This window comes from Pseudomonas sp. NFPP02 (genome assembly GCF_900119355.1).
GTDB lineage: Bacteria > Pseudomonadota > Gammaproteobacteria > Pseudomonadales > Pseudomonadaceae > Aquipseudomonas > Aquipseudomonas paracarnis.
Genome location: NZ_FPJI01000005.1, coordinates 191896 through 207286 on the forward strand (window position 1 = coordinate 191896; position 15391 = coordinate 207286).

A 15391-nucleotide genomic window follows, 5' to 3' on the forward strand; every position below is an offset into this window, starting at 1 on the left:
TCGTGGATACGGAGACCCCCACCTCAGCGCTTGAAAGTCGTAACTTACTTATAACTCAACTCATGACAAATCAATCAGATCTATAAAGGAGTGCGTGTGGACGATTCATGTGCAGACGCCAACAGCTTCTGGCTGACGGCTGTTGAAAAAGAGAGTATTCGGGACGCGCTCATAGACATTTGTTACGAGCCAACGGGAGGGCGAGACTACATCCACCTCATTCGCATGACCGCTTATCAAAAGTTTCCCGCGCGACTTCTAAAAAAGCTTGAATCACTTAAAGATGACGATGCTTCTTATTGTGTATTTGAGAACCTTCCGATTGATGACACATTTGGCAGCCCGCAAGGCGACGCTAATAGCTTGAACTTCAAAAGTGGTTATCTTTCTGAAAATGTGCTGGTTGCCCTGGGCAGTTTGATAGCGGAGCCCTACTCCATCAAGCATGAGGGGCCAAAACTGGTCAATGACTTGGTACCGCATCCGGAGGCCGTAGGCGAGTATACCGGCAACGGTTCGGACCTGGAGTTGGACCTGCACACCGAAAATGCCTTTCAGGCTTATGACTCCCGTGGAGACACCTCGCCGCTGGCTCTTCTGCTTCTCGGCGTTCGCGGTGACCCTGCCGGGGTGGGCCCGAAAACCTGGGTGGCCGATGCGAGGGAAGCCCTTCAGGTTCTGGAACAGGCCGATATTGAAATCCTATATGGCAAACATTTCATCATTCGTCAGCCCTACCGCTGGAGGAACAGTGCCGCAGGCGCGAAAGAAACTCATGTGTACCCAATTCTGAGCGGCCCGCTGACTCACCCTAGAGTCACTGCTGCGTTTTACCCGGACATGGTAATTGCCGCTGATCACGAAGCACAAAATACCCTGTTGAGGTTTTACAACGCGCTTAAAAGCGTAGCGCGGCCGCTGGACATTCAACCTGGCAAGTTGGTGTACATCAACAATCGTTTCATGCTCCATTCGCGTGACAAGTTCACCCCCAGTTTCGATCCAGAGGGGCATGCGTATCGTTGGATCCAGCGTTTGTTCATCACGAATAACTTGTGGAACTTCCGTTCATTCAACAAGTGTGGCGCGCGGATCTTCGAACCCGTTACTCGATGATATAAAGAGATAAATTAAATGTCGAACCATAACCCATATACATCAATTATTCATAATATAGGCACTTTCCTCACGGGTGATCTCGCGTCTCCACTCATTACAGCAGACACCCTCGTCAGTGTTGATGGCATGATCACCTACGTTGGTCAGGCAGCAGATGTGGATTTTTCACACGCAGACCTGCTGATTGACGCCAAGCAGAGCACGGTCATGCCAGGTTTGATCGACAACCACACTCACCCGACCCTGGGTGAGTACAGCCCGCGCTCTGGCAACCACAATTGGATCTGGCACTCCTTGCAGGGCGGCGTGACGACCATGATCTCTGCCGGGGAAGTGCACGTTCCGGGGCTACCGACCGACAGGGTCGGTACTATCGCCATGGCAATCGCAGCGCAGCGCTCTTTCTCCAATGCGCGCCCTAGCGGAATAAAAATGGAAGCCGGCGCGCCACTGCTCAACGATGAGTTTTCGGATGAGGATTTCGCCGCAATGGTTGCTCAAGGCATCAACCAACTGGGAGAGGTCGGGATAGGCCCGGTCAAGTCAGTCAGTCGTGCAGCTGAATTGGTCAAGATGGCTCGCAAACACGGTATGACCTCCATTACCCACACGGGCGGTCCTTCAATTTCTACCTCCCAGAGCATGGGTGCAGAAGAGATCCTTGAAATTGCGCCCGATATCATCGGGCACATCAATGGCGGCTATACCGCACTGGCACCCAGCCAAATCAGATGCCTGTGTGAAGGCTGTCTGGGTGCCCTGGAAATCGTACATAACGGCAACGAGTTCGCGGCGGTCACCACCCTGAATTACGCACGAGAAATGAACCAACTGGACCGTATCGTCATTGGCACGGATTCCCCTGCCGGATGTGGGGTTCCCGCGCTTGGCATGCTCAGGGCAATTGCCTTGCTCAGTAGTTTCGGCGACGTTCCACCGGAAAAGGCCGTCTGTTTCGCAACGGGTAACACCGCCAAGGTGAGAAAGTTGAATCGGGGGATTCTGGGCGTCGGAAGAGAAGCCGACATTCTGATCGCCTGTGGGCCTTTGGGAGGAGCGCAACCCAGCGTACTTGGAAGTTTCAGCAGTGGTGACCTTCCAAGTATTACCTCGATTCTGATCGATGGGCGCCTGGTCGTGAGGCAATCCAGGAACTCGCCACCGCCATCTGTCACACCTGAAATAACTCTGCGTACCTAATAGCAGCGTCCCGAAAGGGACGTCGCCTCGAGAGCACTCTTATGCATAGAATTCTGCCCGAGATTACGCGCAGAGGGCCTACCGTACTCGCATGCGGTTGCGCAATTGGATTGGCTATTCCCTATCTTGCAGACTTGGCGAGGCCATTGCTCCCCGTCATGGTTTTCATATTTGTTCTGGGCACTCTCCTGCGTATTAACAACGCTGAAGTCATCACTGCAGCCAGAAACTTGAAAATATCCCTGATATTTCCAGCCCTGATGGTGGTGGCTTGCCCTTATATTTTTGGAATGCTTTCGCTTTACCTCACCGGCAATCAAGAACTTTCCCTTGCGATAGCCATCGCTGTTGCCGCCCCGCCCGCCAGCGGAAATGCAGCCGTCGCGAGAATGCTCGGGCTTGACCCTTCCATGTCCCTGGTGACTGCGCTCTGCTCAATGGCAATTATCCCTGTCACCGCTCCGCTGATACTCCACCTATTCGCTGATGGCCTTTCACTCTCCTTGAACCCCGTTGATCTGGCGATCCGACTGGCCGTGTTGATAGGAGGCGCCGAAGGCGCTGCTATTTTGATACGTCGTTTTTCGCACACCTTCGTCGCCACGCACGGCCTGGCTATTGACGGTATTGTCGTCATCGCGCTTTTCCTCTTTGCAGTAGGCACGATGGCGGGCATGCAGCAGGTAATTCTGGAGACCCCTTCGTTGGCCATATCAATGATCGCCATTGCCTATTGCATCAACGTCTGCCTGCAGCTCCTCATGGGCTGCTTATATCCCGGGTCATTGATCGCCAAGTTCACCATGGCACTCAACGGTGGCAATAGAAATGTTGGGCTATTATGGTCTGCTCTTGGTGTCAGCTTATCGCCCACAATGGCGTTGTATTTTGCATGCTGCCAACTGCCTATTCACACCATGCCGAAGATACTGCAGTTTGTTTTACCCAGAGTTGAAAGCTATTTGAACAAACTGGTTTTAAGCAAGAATCGAATCTGAGCTATTACTGCCTGGAACTGCATAAAAATGATACTCACGCCAGAAAATATCAGGCAGATTGCCGAACGCTCTTCGCTGGAGACTACTGCCTGCTCTTGTATTCGGGGCTTGTCGCAGGGGTGGGAAACCTTACCCAAAACACTCGAGGCGAGCAGCCTGTTGCGCTTCATAGGCGAAATCCCGACCGATAGGGCACAAGAACTCAGCCTTGAGGAATACCACCCGAACGGTACCCATTTCTGGTCTGAAGACGCGCCTATCTGCTTTGATTTCTTTCCTTATAATATTTCAAGCGTCTGGGGCTGTAAGTGTTGCGCGCGAGCATTCCTCAGGTTTACGGAAGCAGGCGCCTATCACTCCGAACAACGCATCCGTATTTTGCGTGCGTCGCTGATTGGCAACCCCGTTCAAGAAGAGCACGTTCAGGATTAGCCGTTCTTGAGGCGTCCCCCTCCTTCCCCTAGCACGGGTATAAACCTCAGGCTTTATTCGCTACCAACCCGCGATCACTCATGAATGCCTCCAGCCGCGAGCGCATCCAGCGTTCCGCCGGGTCTGTGTCAACGTGGCTGAGCCACACCATGGACAAATCCAGGGTCGGGGTTTCGAACGGGAACGGCTCGCAGAACAGATTCCCGCTGGCGGCCATAGCCTGGGCGGTGTAATCCGGCAGGCTGGCGATCATGTCGGTGCCGGCAAGCAAGGCCGGCAACGAACTGTATTGCGGCACCGAGAGCACTACATGGCGTTTGCGGCCCACCTCTGCCAGCCACTCATCGGCAAACCCGGCCACATTGGCGGTGTGGGACACCAGCACGTGGGGCCGTGCGCAATATTCGTCAAGGGTCAGCGGGGTGTCCGAGGCATCGGCGCGCAGCAGGCACGGGCGGATGTGCCGCAATAGCTTGCGCTTGGCATTGGCCGGCAACCCGCGGGTCTGGGTGATGCCGACGGTAATATCGCCAGAAGCCAGCAGGTCGGGAATGCGCCAATAATCCACATGCTGCACCACGAACACCACCTGCGGCGCTTCCTGACGCAAGGCCCGTAGCAAGGGTGGCAGCAGGCCGAACTCAACGTCATCGGACAGGCCGATGCGGAAAGTCATGGTGCTGATGGACGGGTCGAAATCATGGGTCAGGCTCAGGGCCGAAGACAGCGAGTCGAGGGCCGGCGACAGGTGCTGGATGATCTCCTCGGCGCGCGCCGTAGGCTCCATGCGATGGCCGACACGAATAAACAGTGGGTCGTTGAAGAGGGTACGCAGGCGGTTGAGGGCCGAACTGATGGTCGGTTGGCCGAGAAACAGCTTCTCCGCCACCCGCGTCACATTGCGCTCGAGCATCAGTGCTTCAAAGACCACCATCAGATTGATGTCAGCCTTGCGTAATTCATTGCGATTCATCGGCGCCTGCCCCTTTCCCCAAGACAAGCGGCAGTTTAGGAAGGCTGCGGGGCTGCGTCTATGTGCGTACTGCTCAATAAACGGGTTGGGGGCGGTAAATCTGCGTTTGAAGGTTGCCGCTGCGCATAAAAATGTGGGAGCGGGCTTGCTCGCGAAGGCGGTGGATCAGCCGACGACTCCGTTGACTGACACACCGCCTTCGCGAGCAAGCCCGCTCCCACAATTAGACCGCGGTTACCTGACTCAAGGCTTGAGCGGAAACTCCTGGTCACGCTCGGAAAGCTCGGTGCCATCGTCCGGATGCTTCCAGGTTTGCGGCTTTTCGTCTTCGCGCTGCCGCCGGGGTTCTTCACGCTCCGGCTCGTTGTGCTGCTTGTGTTCGTTGCCCATAACGGCCTCCGCCCATAAGAATTGGAAACAGCTTCAAGCATAGGACACGGCGGGTTGTTTTGAAGCCGGGATAGATTGATAGCCAATACGCATCAATTCATCCAAATTAGTCACTTATCATTTCTAAATGTGTCAGCCACTATCCCAAGTCTTAAGCGAAACAAGCACTTTAAAAAGAACGCTGGAGACACAAAACCATGACGACCCCTTCCCGGCCTGCGGCTGCCCCCTCGAAAGTAGGCGCGGTATTGCGCGTTACTTCGGGCAATTTTCTCGAACAGTTCGACTTCTTTCTGTTCGGTTTCTACGCCACCTATATCGCTGCCGCGTTCTTCCCGGCCGCTAATGAGTTTGCGTCATTAATGATGACCTTCGCCGTGTTCGGCGCTGGCTTCCTGATGCGTCCATTGGGCGCGATTATTCTGGGTGCCTACATCGATGACGTGGGCCGTCGCAAAGGCTTGATCGTGACCTTGTCGATCATGGCCAGCGGTACGCTACTGATCGTACTGGTGCCGAGTTATCAGACCATCGGCCTGTGGGCGCCGTTTCTGGTGCTGCTGGGGCGCCTGCTGCAAGGTTTCTCGGCAGGTGCGGAGCTGGGTGGCGTGTCGGTGTACCTGTCCGAAATGGCCACGCCGGGCCGTAAAGGCTTCTACACCAGTTGGCAGTCGGGCAGCCAACAGATCTCCATCGTCGTCGCCGCAGCCCTGGGTTATGGCCTGAACGTGTGGATGGAACCTGCGGTGGTGGCCGATTGGGGCTGGCGGATTCCGTTTGCCGTCGGTTGCGTGATCATTCCGTTCATCTTCGTGCTGCGTCGCAACCTGCAGGAAACCGAAGAGTTCGCCAACCGCAAGCATCGCCCGACCATGCGTGAAGTGATGGCAACCCTGGTGAAGAACTGGACCGTGGTCATCGGCGGCATGCTGATGGTGGCCATGACCACTACCGCGTTCTACCTGATCACCGTGTACGCGCCGACTTTTGGTAAAACCGTGTTGCACCTGAGCACCTCGGACGCCTTGCTGGTGACCTTGCTGGTCGCGATCTCGAACTTTTTCTGGCTGCCGATCGGCGGCACGTTAAGCGACCGCTTCGGCCGTAAACCCGTGCTGATTGCCATGACGGTGCTGACTGTCCTTACGGCTTATCCGGCATTGTCCTACGTGGTCAACGCACCAAGCTTTGCGCACATGCTGGAAACCCTGCTGTGGTTCTCGTTCCTGTATGGCATGTATAACGGCGCGATGATCCCGGCGTTGACTGAAATCATGCCGGTGGAAGTGCGTGTGGCGGGTTTCTCCCTGGCCTACAGCCTGGCGACAGCAGTGTTCGGTGGCTTCACGCCAGCGATCTCCACCTGGTTCATTCACATCACCGAAGACAAGGCTTCACCTGCGTATTGGATGATATTCGCCGCGCTGTGTGCATTGTGTTCGACCCTGGCGTTGTATCGCCGCGCCAATACCCGTGGCCAAGTCATGCAGGAGGCTGCGCAATGAAGCCGCTGTTCAAGACCCTCGCTGCTGTCGTCCTCGGCACCCTGGCGCTATCAGCCCAGGCTGAACAACTCAAGGTCATGACCTCGGGCGGCTTCACCGCCGCGTACAAATTGCTCGGCCCGCAATACGCCGAGCAAAGCGGTGACACCCTCGACACCATCCTTGGCCCGTCCATGGGCAAGGCGCCGGAAGCGATTCCCAACCGCCTGGCCCGTGGCGAACAGGCCGATGTGGTGATCATGGTCGGCTATGCCCTGGATGAGTTGATCAAACAAGGCAAAGTCGACCCCGCGTCCCGCGTGGAGCTGGCGGACTCGCGGATCGGCCTGGTGGTGAAGGAAGGTGCGGCCAAACCTTCGATCAATACCGATTCCGAGCTCAAGGCTGTGTTGAGCCAAGCCAAATCGGTGGCCTATTCGGATAGCGCCAGCGGCGTTTATGTCGAGAAGGAATTGTTCAAGAAGCTCGGCATGCCGGCCAAGGGCACCATGATCCAACGCGTGCCGGTGGGCGAACAGGTGGCCAAGGGTGATTACGAGGTCGGCTTGCAACAAGTGGCGGAATTGTTGCCAGTCAAGGGCGTGACGTTCGTAGGCAAGATCCCGGAAGACGTGCAGTCCGTTACCCGTTTCGCCGCCGGTATTCCAGTGAACGCCAAACACCCTGAGCAGGCCAAGGCACTGTTGCAGTTCATGGCATCGCCCGAGGCCCAGCAGGAGGTGCAATCCACCGGCCTGGACTCGGTGTCACGCTGACCGGAACGGCATCTCCCGCACCAGTCGCTCCAACTCCAGCGCCGCCGGTGGCAACGTCCGCCCGCGGCGCTTGATCAAGCCCACATTGCGCAGTACCTGGGGCTCCACCAGCGGCACACTGACCAGAATCGGGTGAGTGTGCGCCGGCATCGCAATCGACGGCACCATCGCTACGCCCAGCCCCGCCTCCACCAGCCCGATCATGGTGGTCACGTGGTGCGTCTCGCAGATACTCGGCTTTTTCACCCGCACCCCACGCAAGGCCTGGTCGAGCAGGAAGCGGTTGCCCGACGTCTTGTCCACCTCGATGTAGTCATGCTCATAGGCCTCGGTCCAGCTCACGCTGTCACGCCCAGCCAGAGGGTGATCACGTCGACAGGCCAGCACGTAGCGCTCCTGCAGCAGCAACTCGAATTCCACCTCATCGGCCAGGCTACCGCTGAAACTCACGCCAAAGTCCGCCTCGCCGCTGGCTACCGCATTGCACACCTCGCCGGCACTGGCATCCAGCACCCGCAGGCGAATCTTCGGATATAGCTTGTGGAACTCGGAGATTACGTGGGGCATGAAGTAGTACGCGGTAGACGGCACGCAGGCGATGGTGACATTACCCATGCGCGTCGAGGCGACGTTGCTGATACCCATCAGCGCGATGTCGAGATCGTCGAGCATGCGCTCGACCTGGGGCAAAAATGCACGCCCGACCATGGTCAGGCTGACCCGTCGCGTGGTGCGTTCGAACAGCTTTACATCCAGCGCGGATTCGAGCTTTTCGATACGCCGACTGAGGGCCGGTTGCGAGATACGGATGGCCTCGGCAGCGCCACGAAAACTGCCCTTGTCCACCACGGCGCGGAAAGCTTGGAGGTCGTTGAGGTCGAAGTTGATGATCACGGGAGGCAGGCCAAAGGTGGTCGAGGTGGCGAGCATTATCGTATGGGAGCCGGTGGGACGCCATGTGTGCCTAGATGGTTTGCCGAGATCATCCTGTTACACATATGAAGTCATACATATCAGCAGGTTATCAGCCACCTACGGCAACGCGATCGCCAAAACGGGTCAATACTTTCGGCCTGACCTACACAACTGGAGACGTAGCAACTCATGGAAACCTACCCCTTCTGGATAGACGACGAGGCGCCGGACATCGGCATCGATCAGTTGCTTCTTGCATCGCGCCAATGGTCGAGTAGGATTGAATCCCACTCACCCCAGGCGGATACACCCATGCGCTCAACCCAGCAAATGAGCATCACCTTGCCCCTAGAAATGGCGGCCCTGGTCAAAGCCAAGGTGGCTGCTGGCGAATATGCCAGCGAAAGTGAAGTGATTCGCGACGGCCTGCGGGCGTTGCTGGCGCGTGATCGTGCCATGGAGGATTGGCTCAGAGCCGAAGTCATCCCCGCAGCGACCGCCCTTGAGGCGAAGCCTGAGCTTGGGTTATCGCCAGAACAGGTCCGCGAACATATGGCCGCCAGACGTCAGCGCAAAGGCACAGGGGAAGCGTGAGCTACTCGGTAGTTTTTTCGCCCGAAGTCTTGGCGCAACTCGATGCCCTTGAAGACTACATCAGCGATGTCGGCTCCCCTCCTGTAGCGGCGCGTTTTATCGACAATCTTGTCAGCTACTGTGAAAGCCTTGCCCTGTTTCCCTTGCGTGGCATGCGCCGTGACGACCTGCTGAAAGACTTGCGCATCACTCACTATCGTCGCAGCACCATTATTGCTTTCAGGGTGAAGCCTGACTTCAAAACGGTATCAATAGTGGGGGTGTTTTACGGCGGGCAAGATTACACGGCGTTGTTGCACGCAGATCAGAACGAGCACCCGACAAGGGCTGAAAAGCCTGCTGAAAACTGATCAGCAGGCTTTTAGCGTTCAAACACCCTTTAATAAAGGGTCTGATAGCGCGTTCCAAGCCGCTGGTGCACCGAAAAACGCCTGGGCATTACTGTCCAACGTTTCCAAGTGATACCCGCCTTCCTGCACGATCACGCAGGGCAACCCCAGCGCACGGATGCGGGCTCCCAACCGCGCAAAGCCTTCCCGCGTCACCGCGACTTTGCTTTGTGGGTCCAGCTCATAGATATCGAAGCCCAGTGACAACACCAGCACATCCGCCGAGAAGTCCTTCACCGCTGCCAGGGCCTGCTCCAGTTTTTCAAAGAACACCGCTTCGCTGGCACCATGGGGCATCGGCAGGTTGAGGTTGTACCCCTCGCCGGCGCCGTTGCCTTTTTCCTCGGCAAAGCCTGCGACGCCAGGATAGAAGTTGGTCGGGTCGCCGTGGATCGACACATACAGCACGTCGTCGCGGTCGTAGAAAATTTCCTGGATGCCCTGGCCATGATGCATATCGGTATCGAGCACGGCGACACGCTGGAAACCCTGGCGCAGCGCTTGCGCAGCCACGGCCGCATTGTTGATGTAACAGAAGCCACCGGCCGCGTCGAAGCGGGCGTGATGGCCCGGCGGCCGGCACAAGGCGTAGGCGGCAGGGGCGCCATCGAGGATTTCTCCCGCTGCGGCGATGGCGCTTTGGGCTGACCAATAAGCCGAGCGCCAGGTCAACTCACCGATGGGGCAACTGCCATCGGCCAGGTAGCGTGCCGCCTGGGCCAGGATGCCGCGCAAGGCATTGGGTTCACGCACGAAGATGTTGGACATGACTTCGTCGCCCCAGTCTTCGGGGATTTCTTTCCAGCGCTGGTGAGCTTCTTGAAGAAAAGCCAGGTAGTCGCCGCCGTGCACGGCGAACAACGGATCCATACCGTAATCAGTCGGTTGCTGGATATCGAAGCCCAGGGTTTGCGCAGCCAGCAGCAAGTTGCGCGCTCGCTCGGGAACCTCTTGGGGCGTGCGCATCTGGCCGCGGGAGTAGTAGCTACGCGGGTGATGCAGGAGTTGTTCGGGGTGAAAAAACGTCTTCATGAGTTGCTCCTGGATAAACACAGAACCTGTGGGAGCTGGCTTGCCTGCGATAGCGGTGAATCAGGCAGTACATTGTTCTCTGACAGTCCGCTATCGCAGGCAAGCCAGCTCCCACAGGGGTGCGGCGTCGGCCTTTAGAAATGAACATGCCCGGCGCGTTTCAAGACGGCGTTGAGCAAGACATCGGTACCCTGGCGCACATCGTCGGGCAAGACATCCTCGGCTTCGTTGTGGCTGAGGCCGCCGACGCAGGGGATGAAGATCATCGCGGTGGGGCAATAGCGCGCCAGGTGAATCGCATCGTGGCCGGCGCCGCTGACGATGGTCTGCTGGCTGTAGCCCAAGCCGTCCACCGCAGCCTGCACGCAAGCCACGCACTCAGCGTCGAACGGCGTAGCCGGGCTGATCCAGTGAGGCGTGATGGTGACGCTCAGGCTACGGTTGTCCGCGATAGCCTGCAGGCGTGCACGCACTTGCTGCTCCATGGCGTCGATGTCGGCGTCGCGGTGATGGCGCAGGTCGACGGTAAAGTTGAGCAAGCCGGGGATGGTGTTGCGCGACGACTTGGCGATGCTCAGTTCACCCACAGTGGTAAGGCCCTGCGGGGCAAAATCGGCAGCGAGGTTTTCCAGGGCCTGGATCATTTTTGCCGCGCCGTACAGCGCATCTTTACGCAACGGCATCGGCGTGGTGCCAGCGTGCGCGGCCATGCCTTCGACCCGTACATCGAGCCAGCGAATCGCTTGACCACCGGTGACTACGCCGATGCTGTTGGCGTTGTCCTCCAGGATCGGGCCTTGCTCGATATGCGCTTCGAAATACGCATCCACCGCGCCACCCAACGGGCGCTCACCGTTGTAGCCGGTGGCGCGCAATGCCTCGGCCACGCTGATACCGTCGACATCGGCGGTGGCCAGTGCCTTGTCCAGGGCGAGCGTGCCGGTGAATACCGCCGAGCCCAGCATCGCCGGGGTGAAACGGGCGCCCTCCTCGTTGGTCCACACTGCAATTTCCAACGGCTTGCGCGTCTGGATGCCGTGGTCGTCGAGGCTGCGGATGACCTCCAGGCCAGCCAACACGCCGTACACCCCATCGAAGCGTCCGCCTTCGGGCTGGGTATCCAGGTGGCTGCCCATCATCACCGGGGCGGCGTCATTGTCGGTGCCCGCGCGGCGGGCGAACAGGTTGCCGATGGCATCCACGCTCAACGTCAGGCCGGCTGCTTTACACCAGTGGCTGAACAGCTCACGACCGGCCTTGTCTTCAGCGCTCAACGCCAGGCGGCAGCTGCCACCGCGTGCGGTCGCGCCGATCTCGGCCATGTCCATCAGGCTACGCCACAGGCGCTCGCCATTAATCTTCAACATTGCTGACTCCCTCAACTGTGTGCCATTTCCAGGCGGTGGGCCGTGGCATGGCGGCGGGACAAGGCCAGTACGCACACCAACGAAACCGCCGCGATCACGCTGTAAAACACTGCCATCGGCCACCATTGGCCCAGGTATTGATGGGCCAGCCAGGTGCCGATCAACGGTGTCAGGCCGCCGGCCAGCGCGCCGCATACCTGGTAAGCCAGGGAGATCGCGGTGTAGCGCACACGGGTTTCAAACAGGCCGCTGACAAAACCTGCGATGACGGCGTAGAACGACGCCATGCACACCACCGCCAGGGCAATGCCGAGGATGATCAACGGTGCCTGAGCGCTGCTGACCAGGACGAACATCGGGTACGGCGAGGCCATTGCCAGCACGCACATGGCGCACAGAAACCGGGTAGCGCCGACCTTCTCCGCCACCCAGGCGGCCAGCGGCTGGACGCAGAACTGAATAATGGCGACGAAGAACAGGCACTCCAGAATCAACGAGCGCGGCAGGTTAAGTTGCTGAGTGCTGTAGGCAATCATGAAGGTGTTGGTGAAATACACGCGCTTTTTCCGCCAGGGCCTTGTCTTCGAGGAACTCCGGCGACTCGTTCACACCCAGGCGAATCGCGAGGCCGACGATCAACAGCAAGGCACTGGCCAGGAACGGCAGGCGCCAGCCCCAGCTGAGCAGGTCCTCTTCAGGTAAACGAGTGACGGCACTGAACGCTAGCAAGGAAAGAATCAAACCGGCCGGGCTGCCCAACTGCGCGAAGGATGCAAAGAAATTACGCCGCCCTTTCGGCGCGTGCTCGCCAGCCATCAACACCGCCCCACCCCACTCGCCGCCAACCGCAATACCCTGCACCACCCGCAACAGGATTAACAGCACCGGTGCGGCAGCGCCGATCTGGGCATAGGTCGGTAACAGGCCGATGCACACCGTGACCACGCCCATCATCACGAGGGTAATCACCAGGGATTTCTTGCGGCCGATGCGGTCGCCGATATGACCGAACACGATGCCGCCCAACGGCCGCGCAAAAAAGCCGACGGCGAAGGTGCCGAACGCGGCCATGGTGCTGAACAATTTATCGTCGGAGGGGAAGAACAGTTGACCGAACACCAGCGCTGCAGCGGTGGCATAGATGTAAAAGTCGTACCACTCGATCATGGTGCCGATAAAGGCGGCGGCCGCAGCACGGCGAGGCTGCGGCGAAGCGGAAGGCTTCATGGGGCTGGCTCCTTTGTTTATTTTTTTGGCAGGAGAAAGTCAAACCGGTGCGCTCTGGTGGCGCTCGTTAAACCCGATTTTTCGGCCAGGGGCTATGATTAGTCAATTTTCTATTTATTATCTTGATTATAAGAACTGCTTATTATCGAGCGCCGCCATGCCCGAATTCCGCCGCGATATTCACCCTCTGCTCAATGACCGCCTGGACTGGAACCTGCTGCGCACCTTCCGCGTGATCGGCCAGGAACTGAGCATCAGCCGCGCCGCCGCCCGCCTGCATCTGACGCAACCGGCCATCAGCCAGGCGCTCAAGCGCCTGGAAGAACAGCTGGATTGCCAGCTCATCCTGCGCCGAGGCCCGCGCTTCGTGCTCACCGAAGCCGGTGAGCAGATCTTCGCCATTGCCGGAGAGATGTACGGCCAGGTCTCGCAGATGAGCAACGCCCTGCAAAAGCCGGGTGATGAAGTGATCGGCAAAGTGCGCTTGCTGATGATCAGCCGGATTAATTCCGACACTTTCGATGACTTTCTCGCGGGTTTTCATCGCGAACATCCACGGGTCGATCTGGAAGTCGAAGTGATGCGCAGCTCCGACATTGTCGCCGCGCTGCTGGAAAAAACCGCGACCCTGGGGCTCAGCCTCAATCGCCGGCCACAACCGCGCCTGGAACAGCATCTGTTTCTGCGTCAGCGTTATGCGTTCTTTTGTGGAAAACACCACCCATTGTTCGGACGCACAGGGTTAGTCGAAGGGGATCTGCAATCGGAGAATTTCGTGAGTTTTACCAGCGACCAGATTGGCGGCATGTTGTCGCCGCTGACTATTTTCCGTGATCAGCAAGGGTTTGGCGGGCGGATCGTGGCGTCATCCTCCAGCCTGGAAGAAGTGCGGCGATTGGTCATTGCCGGGTTTGGCTTGGGCTGCTTACCCACTCATGTGGTGGCGGACGATGTGGAGCGCGGGCTGCTGTGGCGGTTGCCGCCGGATGAGGGGATTGCGGATGTGGATATTCATCTGTTGTGGAACCGGGAGCAGAAGTTGAGTCGGGCGGAGGGGGTGTTTATTGAGTGCCTTCTGGAACGGTTGGCCGAAAAATGATTGCTCACATCGATAGCACTGATGATTACTATCGAAACGAGCGCCTGAACGATTGCCGACACTGATTCCTATAATCGCCCCACATTCCCTCCTCGCCTGGCTTCAGGCGACATTCCTCCCGGAACCCAATCCCATGCCAAGCGCGAGCCAGGCCCCTAGCGGGCATCCTGAACATAATCAACAAAGCGTCAAACAGCAGTGGTTGGCGATTCTTTCGGTCGCCGTGGGTGCCTTTGCCCTGGTGACCAGTGAGTTCCTACCGGTGGGCGTACTCAACGACGTCGCCAGCGATCTGGGCATCAGTGCCGGTCACGCCGGATTGATGGTGACATTGCCCGGCATCATGGCTGCCCTCGCCGCGCCGTTTCTGTCGGTCAGCATTGGCGCCATGGACCGTCGTTACTTGCTGATCGGCCTGACATTGGTGATGATCATCGCCAACTTGGTGGTGGCCTTCGCTAATGATTTCAGCCTGCTGCTGTTCGGCCGCGTATTGCTCGGCATCAGCATCGGCGGCTTCTGGGCCACGGCCATTGCCCTCAGCGGGCGGCTGGCGCCCAAGGGCGTGGGCGTAGCAAAGGCCACCTCGATCATCATGATGGGCGTGACCCTGGCCACCGTTCTGGGCGTGCCTGTGGGTACCTGGCTCAGCGGCCTGATGGGCTGGCGGATGACCTTCCTGGTCACGGCGTTGGTGGGCATTCCGGTGCTGTTGGCGCAAATCTTCCTGCTGCCGCGACTCACTCCTGAGAAAGCCATTCAGATCCGTGACCTGCCAGCTTTGTTTATCAACCCACAAGCACGGGTCGGGTTGATCGCCGTACTGCTGATCGGCCTGGCGCACTTTGCTGCGTATACCTATGTCGCGCCGTTCTTTAAACACAGCTCCGGCTTCGACGGGCCAACGATTGGCTCATTGTTGCTGCTGTATGGCGTGGCGGGCGTGCTGGGCAATGTGTTCGCCGGCTTCGCCGCCAACCGCAGCGTACGCAACACCCTGCTGCTGGTCGCGCTGATGATCGGTACCAGCACTGCACTGTTCCCCTACTTCGCCACCGGTATGACAGGCGCCGTGGTGCTGATCGCGCTCTGGGGCTTTGCCTTTGGGGCTTTCCCGGCCTGCGCCAGCATCTGGATGTTCGTGGTGGCGCCCAAGGATGTGGAACGAGGCATGCCGCTGTTCGTGGCGCTGTTTCAGGTGATCATCGCCCTGGGTTCATTCTTTGGCGGGCGGATCGTCGACCAAATGGGCAGTTCGGTGTTGTTGAGCCTGGCTACGGTGTTGGTGGGGTTCGGGTTTGCGACCGTGCTGGTGTTGGGGCGCAAGGTGAGTAATAGCCTGGTGGCGCAGCCTGCCTGACCGGGTTGTAGGCGCAAAAAAGCCTGCTGAGCGTTG

General features: G+C 58.4%; 15 protein-coding genes and 1 pseudogene. 10 read left to right on the forward strand and 6 right to left on the reverse strand.

All coding sequences use genetic code 11. The features are described from left to right. The first annotated feature begins 96 nt into the window (after window positions 1-96). From BT204_RS11000 to BT204_RS11015, 4 genes are all read left to right on the forward strand, one after another. On the forward strand, window positions 97-1116 hold the full coding sequence (locus BT204_RS11000; protein WP_034126600.1) for a TauD/TfdA family dioxygenase: 1020 nt from the start codon (window positions 97-99) through the stop codon (window positions 1114-1116). Window positions 1117-1134: 18 nt separating this feature from the next. Next, window positions 1135-2319: an amidohydrolase family protein gene (locus BT204_RS11005; protein ID WP_054920025.1), complete on the forward strand. Its 1185-nt coding sequence runs from the start codon at window positions 1135-1137 to the stop codon at window positions 2317-2319. A 110-nt stretch (window positions 2320-2429) separates the two neighbouring features. Next, on the forward strand, window positions 2430-3317 hold the full coding sequence (locus BT204_RS11010; protein ID WP_233098214.1) for a hypothetical protein: 888 nt from the start codon (window positions 2430-2432) through the stop codon (window positions 3315-3317). Window positions 3318-3344: 27 nt separating this feature from the next. Continuing rightward, complete coding sequence (locus BT204_RS11015) at window positions 3345-3749, forward strand: hypothetical protein (RefSeq protein WP_054920030.1); 405 nt, start codon at window positions 3345-3347, stop codon at window positions 3747-3749. Between the two features lie 46 nt (window positions 3750-3795). Here the strand turns inward: BT204_RS11015 and BT204_RS11020 are convergent, their stop codons facing one another. Both BT204_RS11020 and BT204_RS27870 read right to left on the reverse strand, forming a co-directional pair. Beyond that, on the reverse strand, window positions 3796-4722 hold the full coding sequence (locus tag BT204_RS11020) for a LysR substrate-binding domain-containing protein (protein ID WP_003189553.1): 927 nt from the start codon (window positions 4720-4722) through the stop codon (window positions 3796-3798). A gap of 243 nt (window positions 4723-4965) precedes the next feature. After that, window positions 4966-5112 carry a hypothetical protein gene (locus BT204_RS27870; protein WP_164919346.1) on the reverse strand — a complete coding sequence of 49 codons (147 nt, stop codon included), beginning with the start codon at window positions 5110-5112 and terminating at the stop codon, window positions 4966-4968. 197 nt (window positions 5113-5309) lie between these two features. Here BT204_RS27870 and BT204_RS11025 point away from each other — a divergent pair, with 197 nt between their 5' ends. After that, complete coding sequence (locus tag BT204_RS11025) at window positions 5310-6617, forward strand: MFS transporter (protein WP_003189550.1); 1308 nt, start codon at window positions 5310-5312, stop codon at window positions 6615-6617. Then, window positions 6614-7372, forward strand: coding sequence for a substrate-binding domain-containing protein (locus tag BT204_RS11030; protein WP_070415480.1), 759 nt, complete (start codon window positions 6614-6616; stop codon window positions 7370-7372). Before BT204_RS11025 ends, BT204_RS11030 begins: the two co-directional genes overlap by 4 nt. Here the strand turns inward: BT204_RS11030 and BT204_RS11035 are convergent. Continuing rightward, window positions 7364-8266 (reverse strand): LysR family transcriptional regulator, encoded by a 903-nt coding sequence (locus BT204_RS11035; RefSeq protein ID WP_034127031.1) that lies wholly within the window; start codon window positions 8264-8266, stop codon window positions 7364-7366. The two genes, BT204_RS11030 and BT204_RS11035, sit on opposite strands and share 9 nt — an antisense overlap. A 333-nt stretch (window positions 8267-8599) precedes the next feature. On the opposite strand from BT204_RS11035, the gene BT204_RS11040 reads away from it, so the two are divergent. Both BT204_RS11040 and BT204_RS11045 read left to right on the forward strand, forming a co-directional pair. Continuing rightward, on the forward strand, window positions 8600-8881 hold the full coding sequence (locus tag BT204_RS11040) for a ribbon-helix-helix domain-containing protein (protein WP_034127030.1): 282 nt from the start codon (window positions 8600-8602) through the stop codon (window positions 8879-8881). Continuing rightward, on the forward strand, window positions 8878-9231 hold the full coding sequence (locus BT204_RS11045; protein WP_034126594.1) for a type II toxin-antitoxin system RelE/ParE family toxin: 354 nt from the start codon (window positions 8878-8880) through the stop codon (window positions 9229-9231). The genes BT204_RS11040 and BT204_RS11045 overlap by 4 nt, the downstream gene beginning before the upstream one ends. An 18-nt stretch (window positions 9232-9249) precedes the next feature. Here the strand turns inward: BT204_RS11045 and BT204_RS11050 are convergent, their stop codons facing one another. From BT204_RS11050 to BT204_RS11060, 3 genes and pseudogenes are all read right to left on the reverse strand, one after another. Then, window positions 9250-10302: a histone deacetylase family protein gene (locus BT204_RS11050; RefSeq protein ID WP_072446816.1), complete on the reverse strand. Its 1053-nt coding sequence runs from the start codon at window positions 10300-10302 to the stop codon at window positions 9250-9252. A 134-nt stretch (window positions 10303-10436) separates the two neighbouring features. Then, complete coding sequence (locus BT204_RS11055) at window positions 10437-11669, reverse strand: Zn-dependent hydrolase (protein WP_072446818.1); 1233 nt, start codon at window positions 11667-11669, stop codon at window positions 10437-10439. A gap of 11 nt (window positions 11670-11680) precedes the next feature. Further along, window positions 11681-12896: pseudogene (locus BT204_RS11060) on the reverse strand (MFS transporter). A gap of 157 nt (window positions 12897-13053) precedes the next feature. Here BT204_RS11060 and BT204_RS11065 point away from each other — a divergent pair. Both BT204_RS11065 and BT204_RS11070 read left to right on the forward strand, forming a co-directional pair. After that, a complete protein-coding gene (locus BT204_RS11065) occupies window positions 13054-13995 on the forward strand; it encodes a LysR family transcriptional regulator (protein WP_034126590.1) in 942 nt (313 codons plus the stop codon). Window positions 13996-14128: 133 nt separating this feature from the next. Continuing rightward, window positions 14129-15355: an MFS transporter gene (locus BT204_RS11070; protein ID WP_057975665.1), complete on the forward strand. Its 1227-nt coding sequence runs from the start codon at window positions 14129-14131 to the stop codon at window positions 15353-15355. Window positions 15356-15391 lie beyond the last annotated feature (36 nt).

What these genes read in the sequence shown, in the direction of transcription:
- BT204_RS11005 (WP_054920025.1), top strand. Translation starts at nt 1,135, where the DNA reads ATGTCGAACCATAACCCATATACATCAATTATTCATAATATAGGCACT.
- BT204_RS11015 (WP_054920030.1), top strand. Translation starts at nt 3,345, where the DNA reads ATGATACTCACGCCAGAAAATATCAGGCAGATTGCCGAACGCTCTTCG.
- BT204_RS11020 (WP_003189553.1), bottom strand. Translation starts at nt 4,722, where the DNA reads ATGAATCGCAATGAATTACGCAAGGCTGACATCAATCTGATGGTGGTC.
- BT204_RS27870 (WP_164919346.1), bottom strand. Translation starts at nt 5,112, where the DNA reads ATGGGCAACGAACACAAGCAGCACAACGAGCCGGAGCGTGAAGAACCC.
- BT204_RS11025 (WP_003189550.1), top strand. Translation starts at nt 5,310, where the DNA reads ATGACGACCCCTTCCCGGCCTGCGGCTGCCCCCTCGAAAGTAGGCGCG.
- BT204_RS11030 (WP_070415480.1), top strand. Translation starts at nt 6,614, where the DNA reads ATGAAGCCGCTGTTCAAGACCCTCGCTGCTGTCGTCCTCGGCACCCTG.
- BT204_RS11040 (WP_034127030.1), top strand. Translation starts at nt 8,600, where the DNA reads ATGCGCTCAACCCAGCAAATGAGCATCACCTTGCCCCTAGAAATGGCG.
- BT204_RS11050 (WP_072446816.1), bottom strand. Translation starts at nt 10,302, where the DNA reads ATGAAGACGTTTTTTCACCCCGAACAACTCCTGCATCACCCGCGTAGC.
- BT204_RS11055 (WP_072446818.1), bottom strand. Translation starts at nt 11,669, where the DNA reads ATGTTGAAGATTAATGGCGAGCGCCTGTGGCGTAGCCTGATGGACATG.
- BT204_RS11065 (WP_034126590.1), top strand. Translation starts at nt 13,054, where the DNA reads ATGCCCGAATTCCGCCGCGATATTCACCCTCTGCTCAATGACCGCCTG.
- BT204_RS11070 (WP_057975665.1), top strand. Translation starts at nt 14,129, where the DNA reads ATGCCAAGCGCGAGCCAGGCCCCTAGCGGGCATCCTGAACATAATCAA.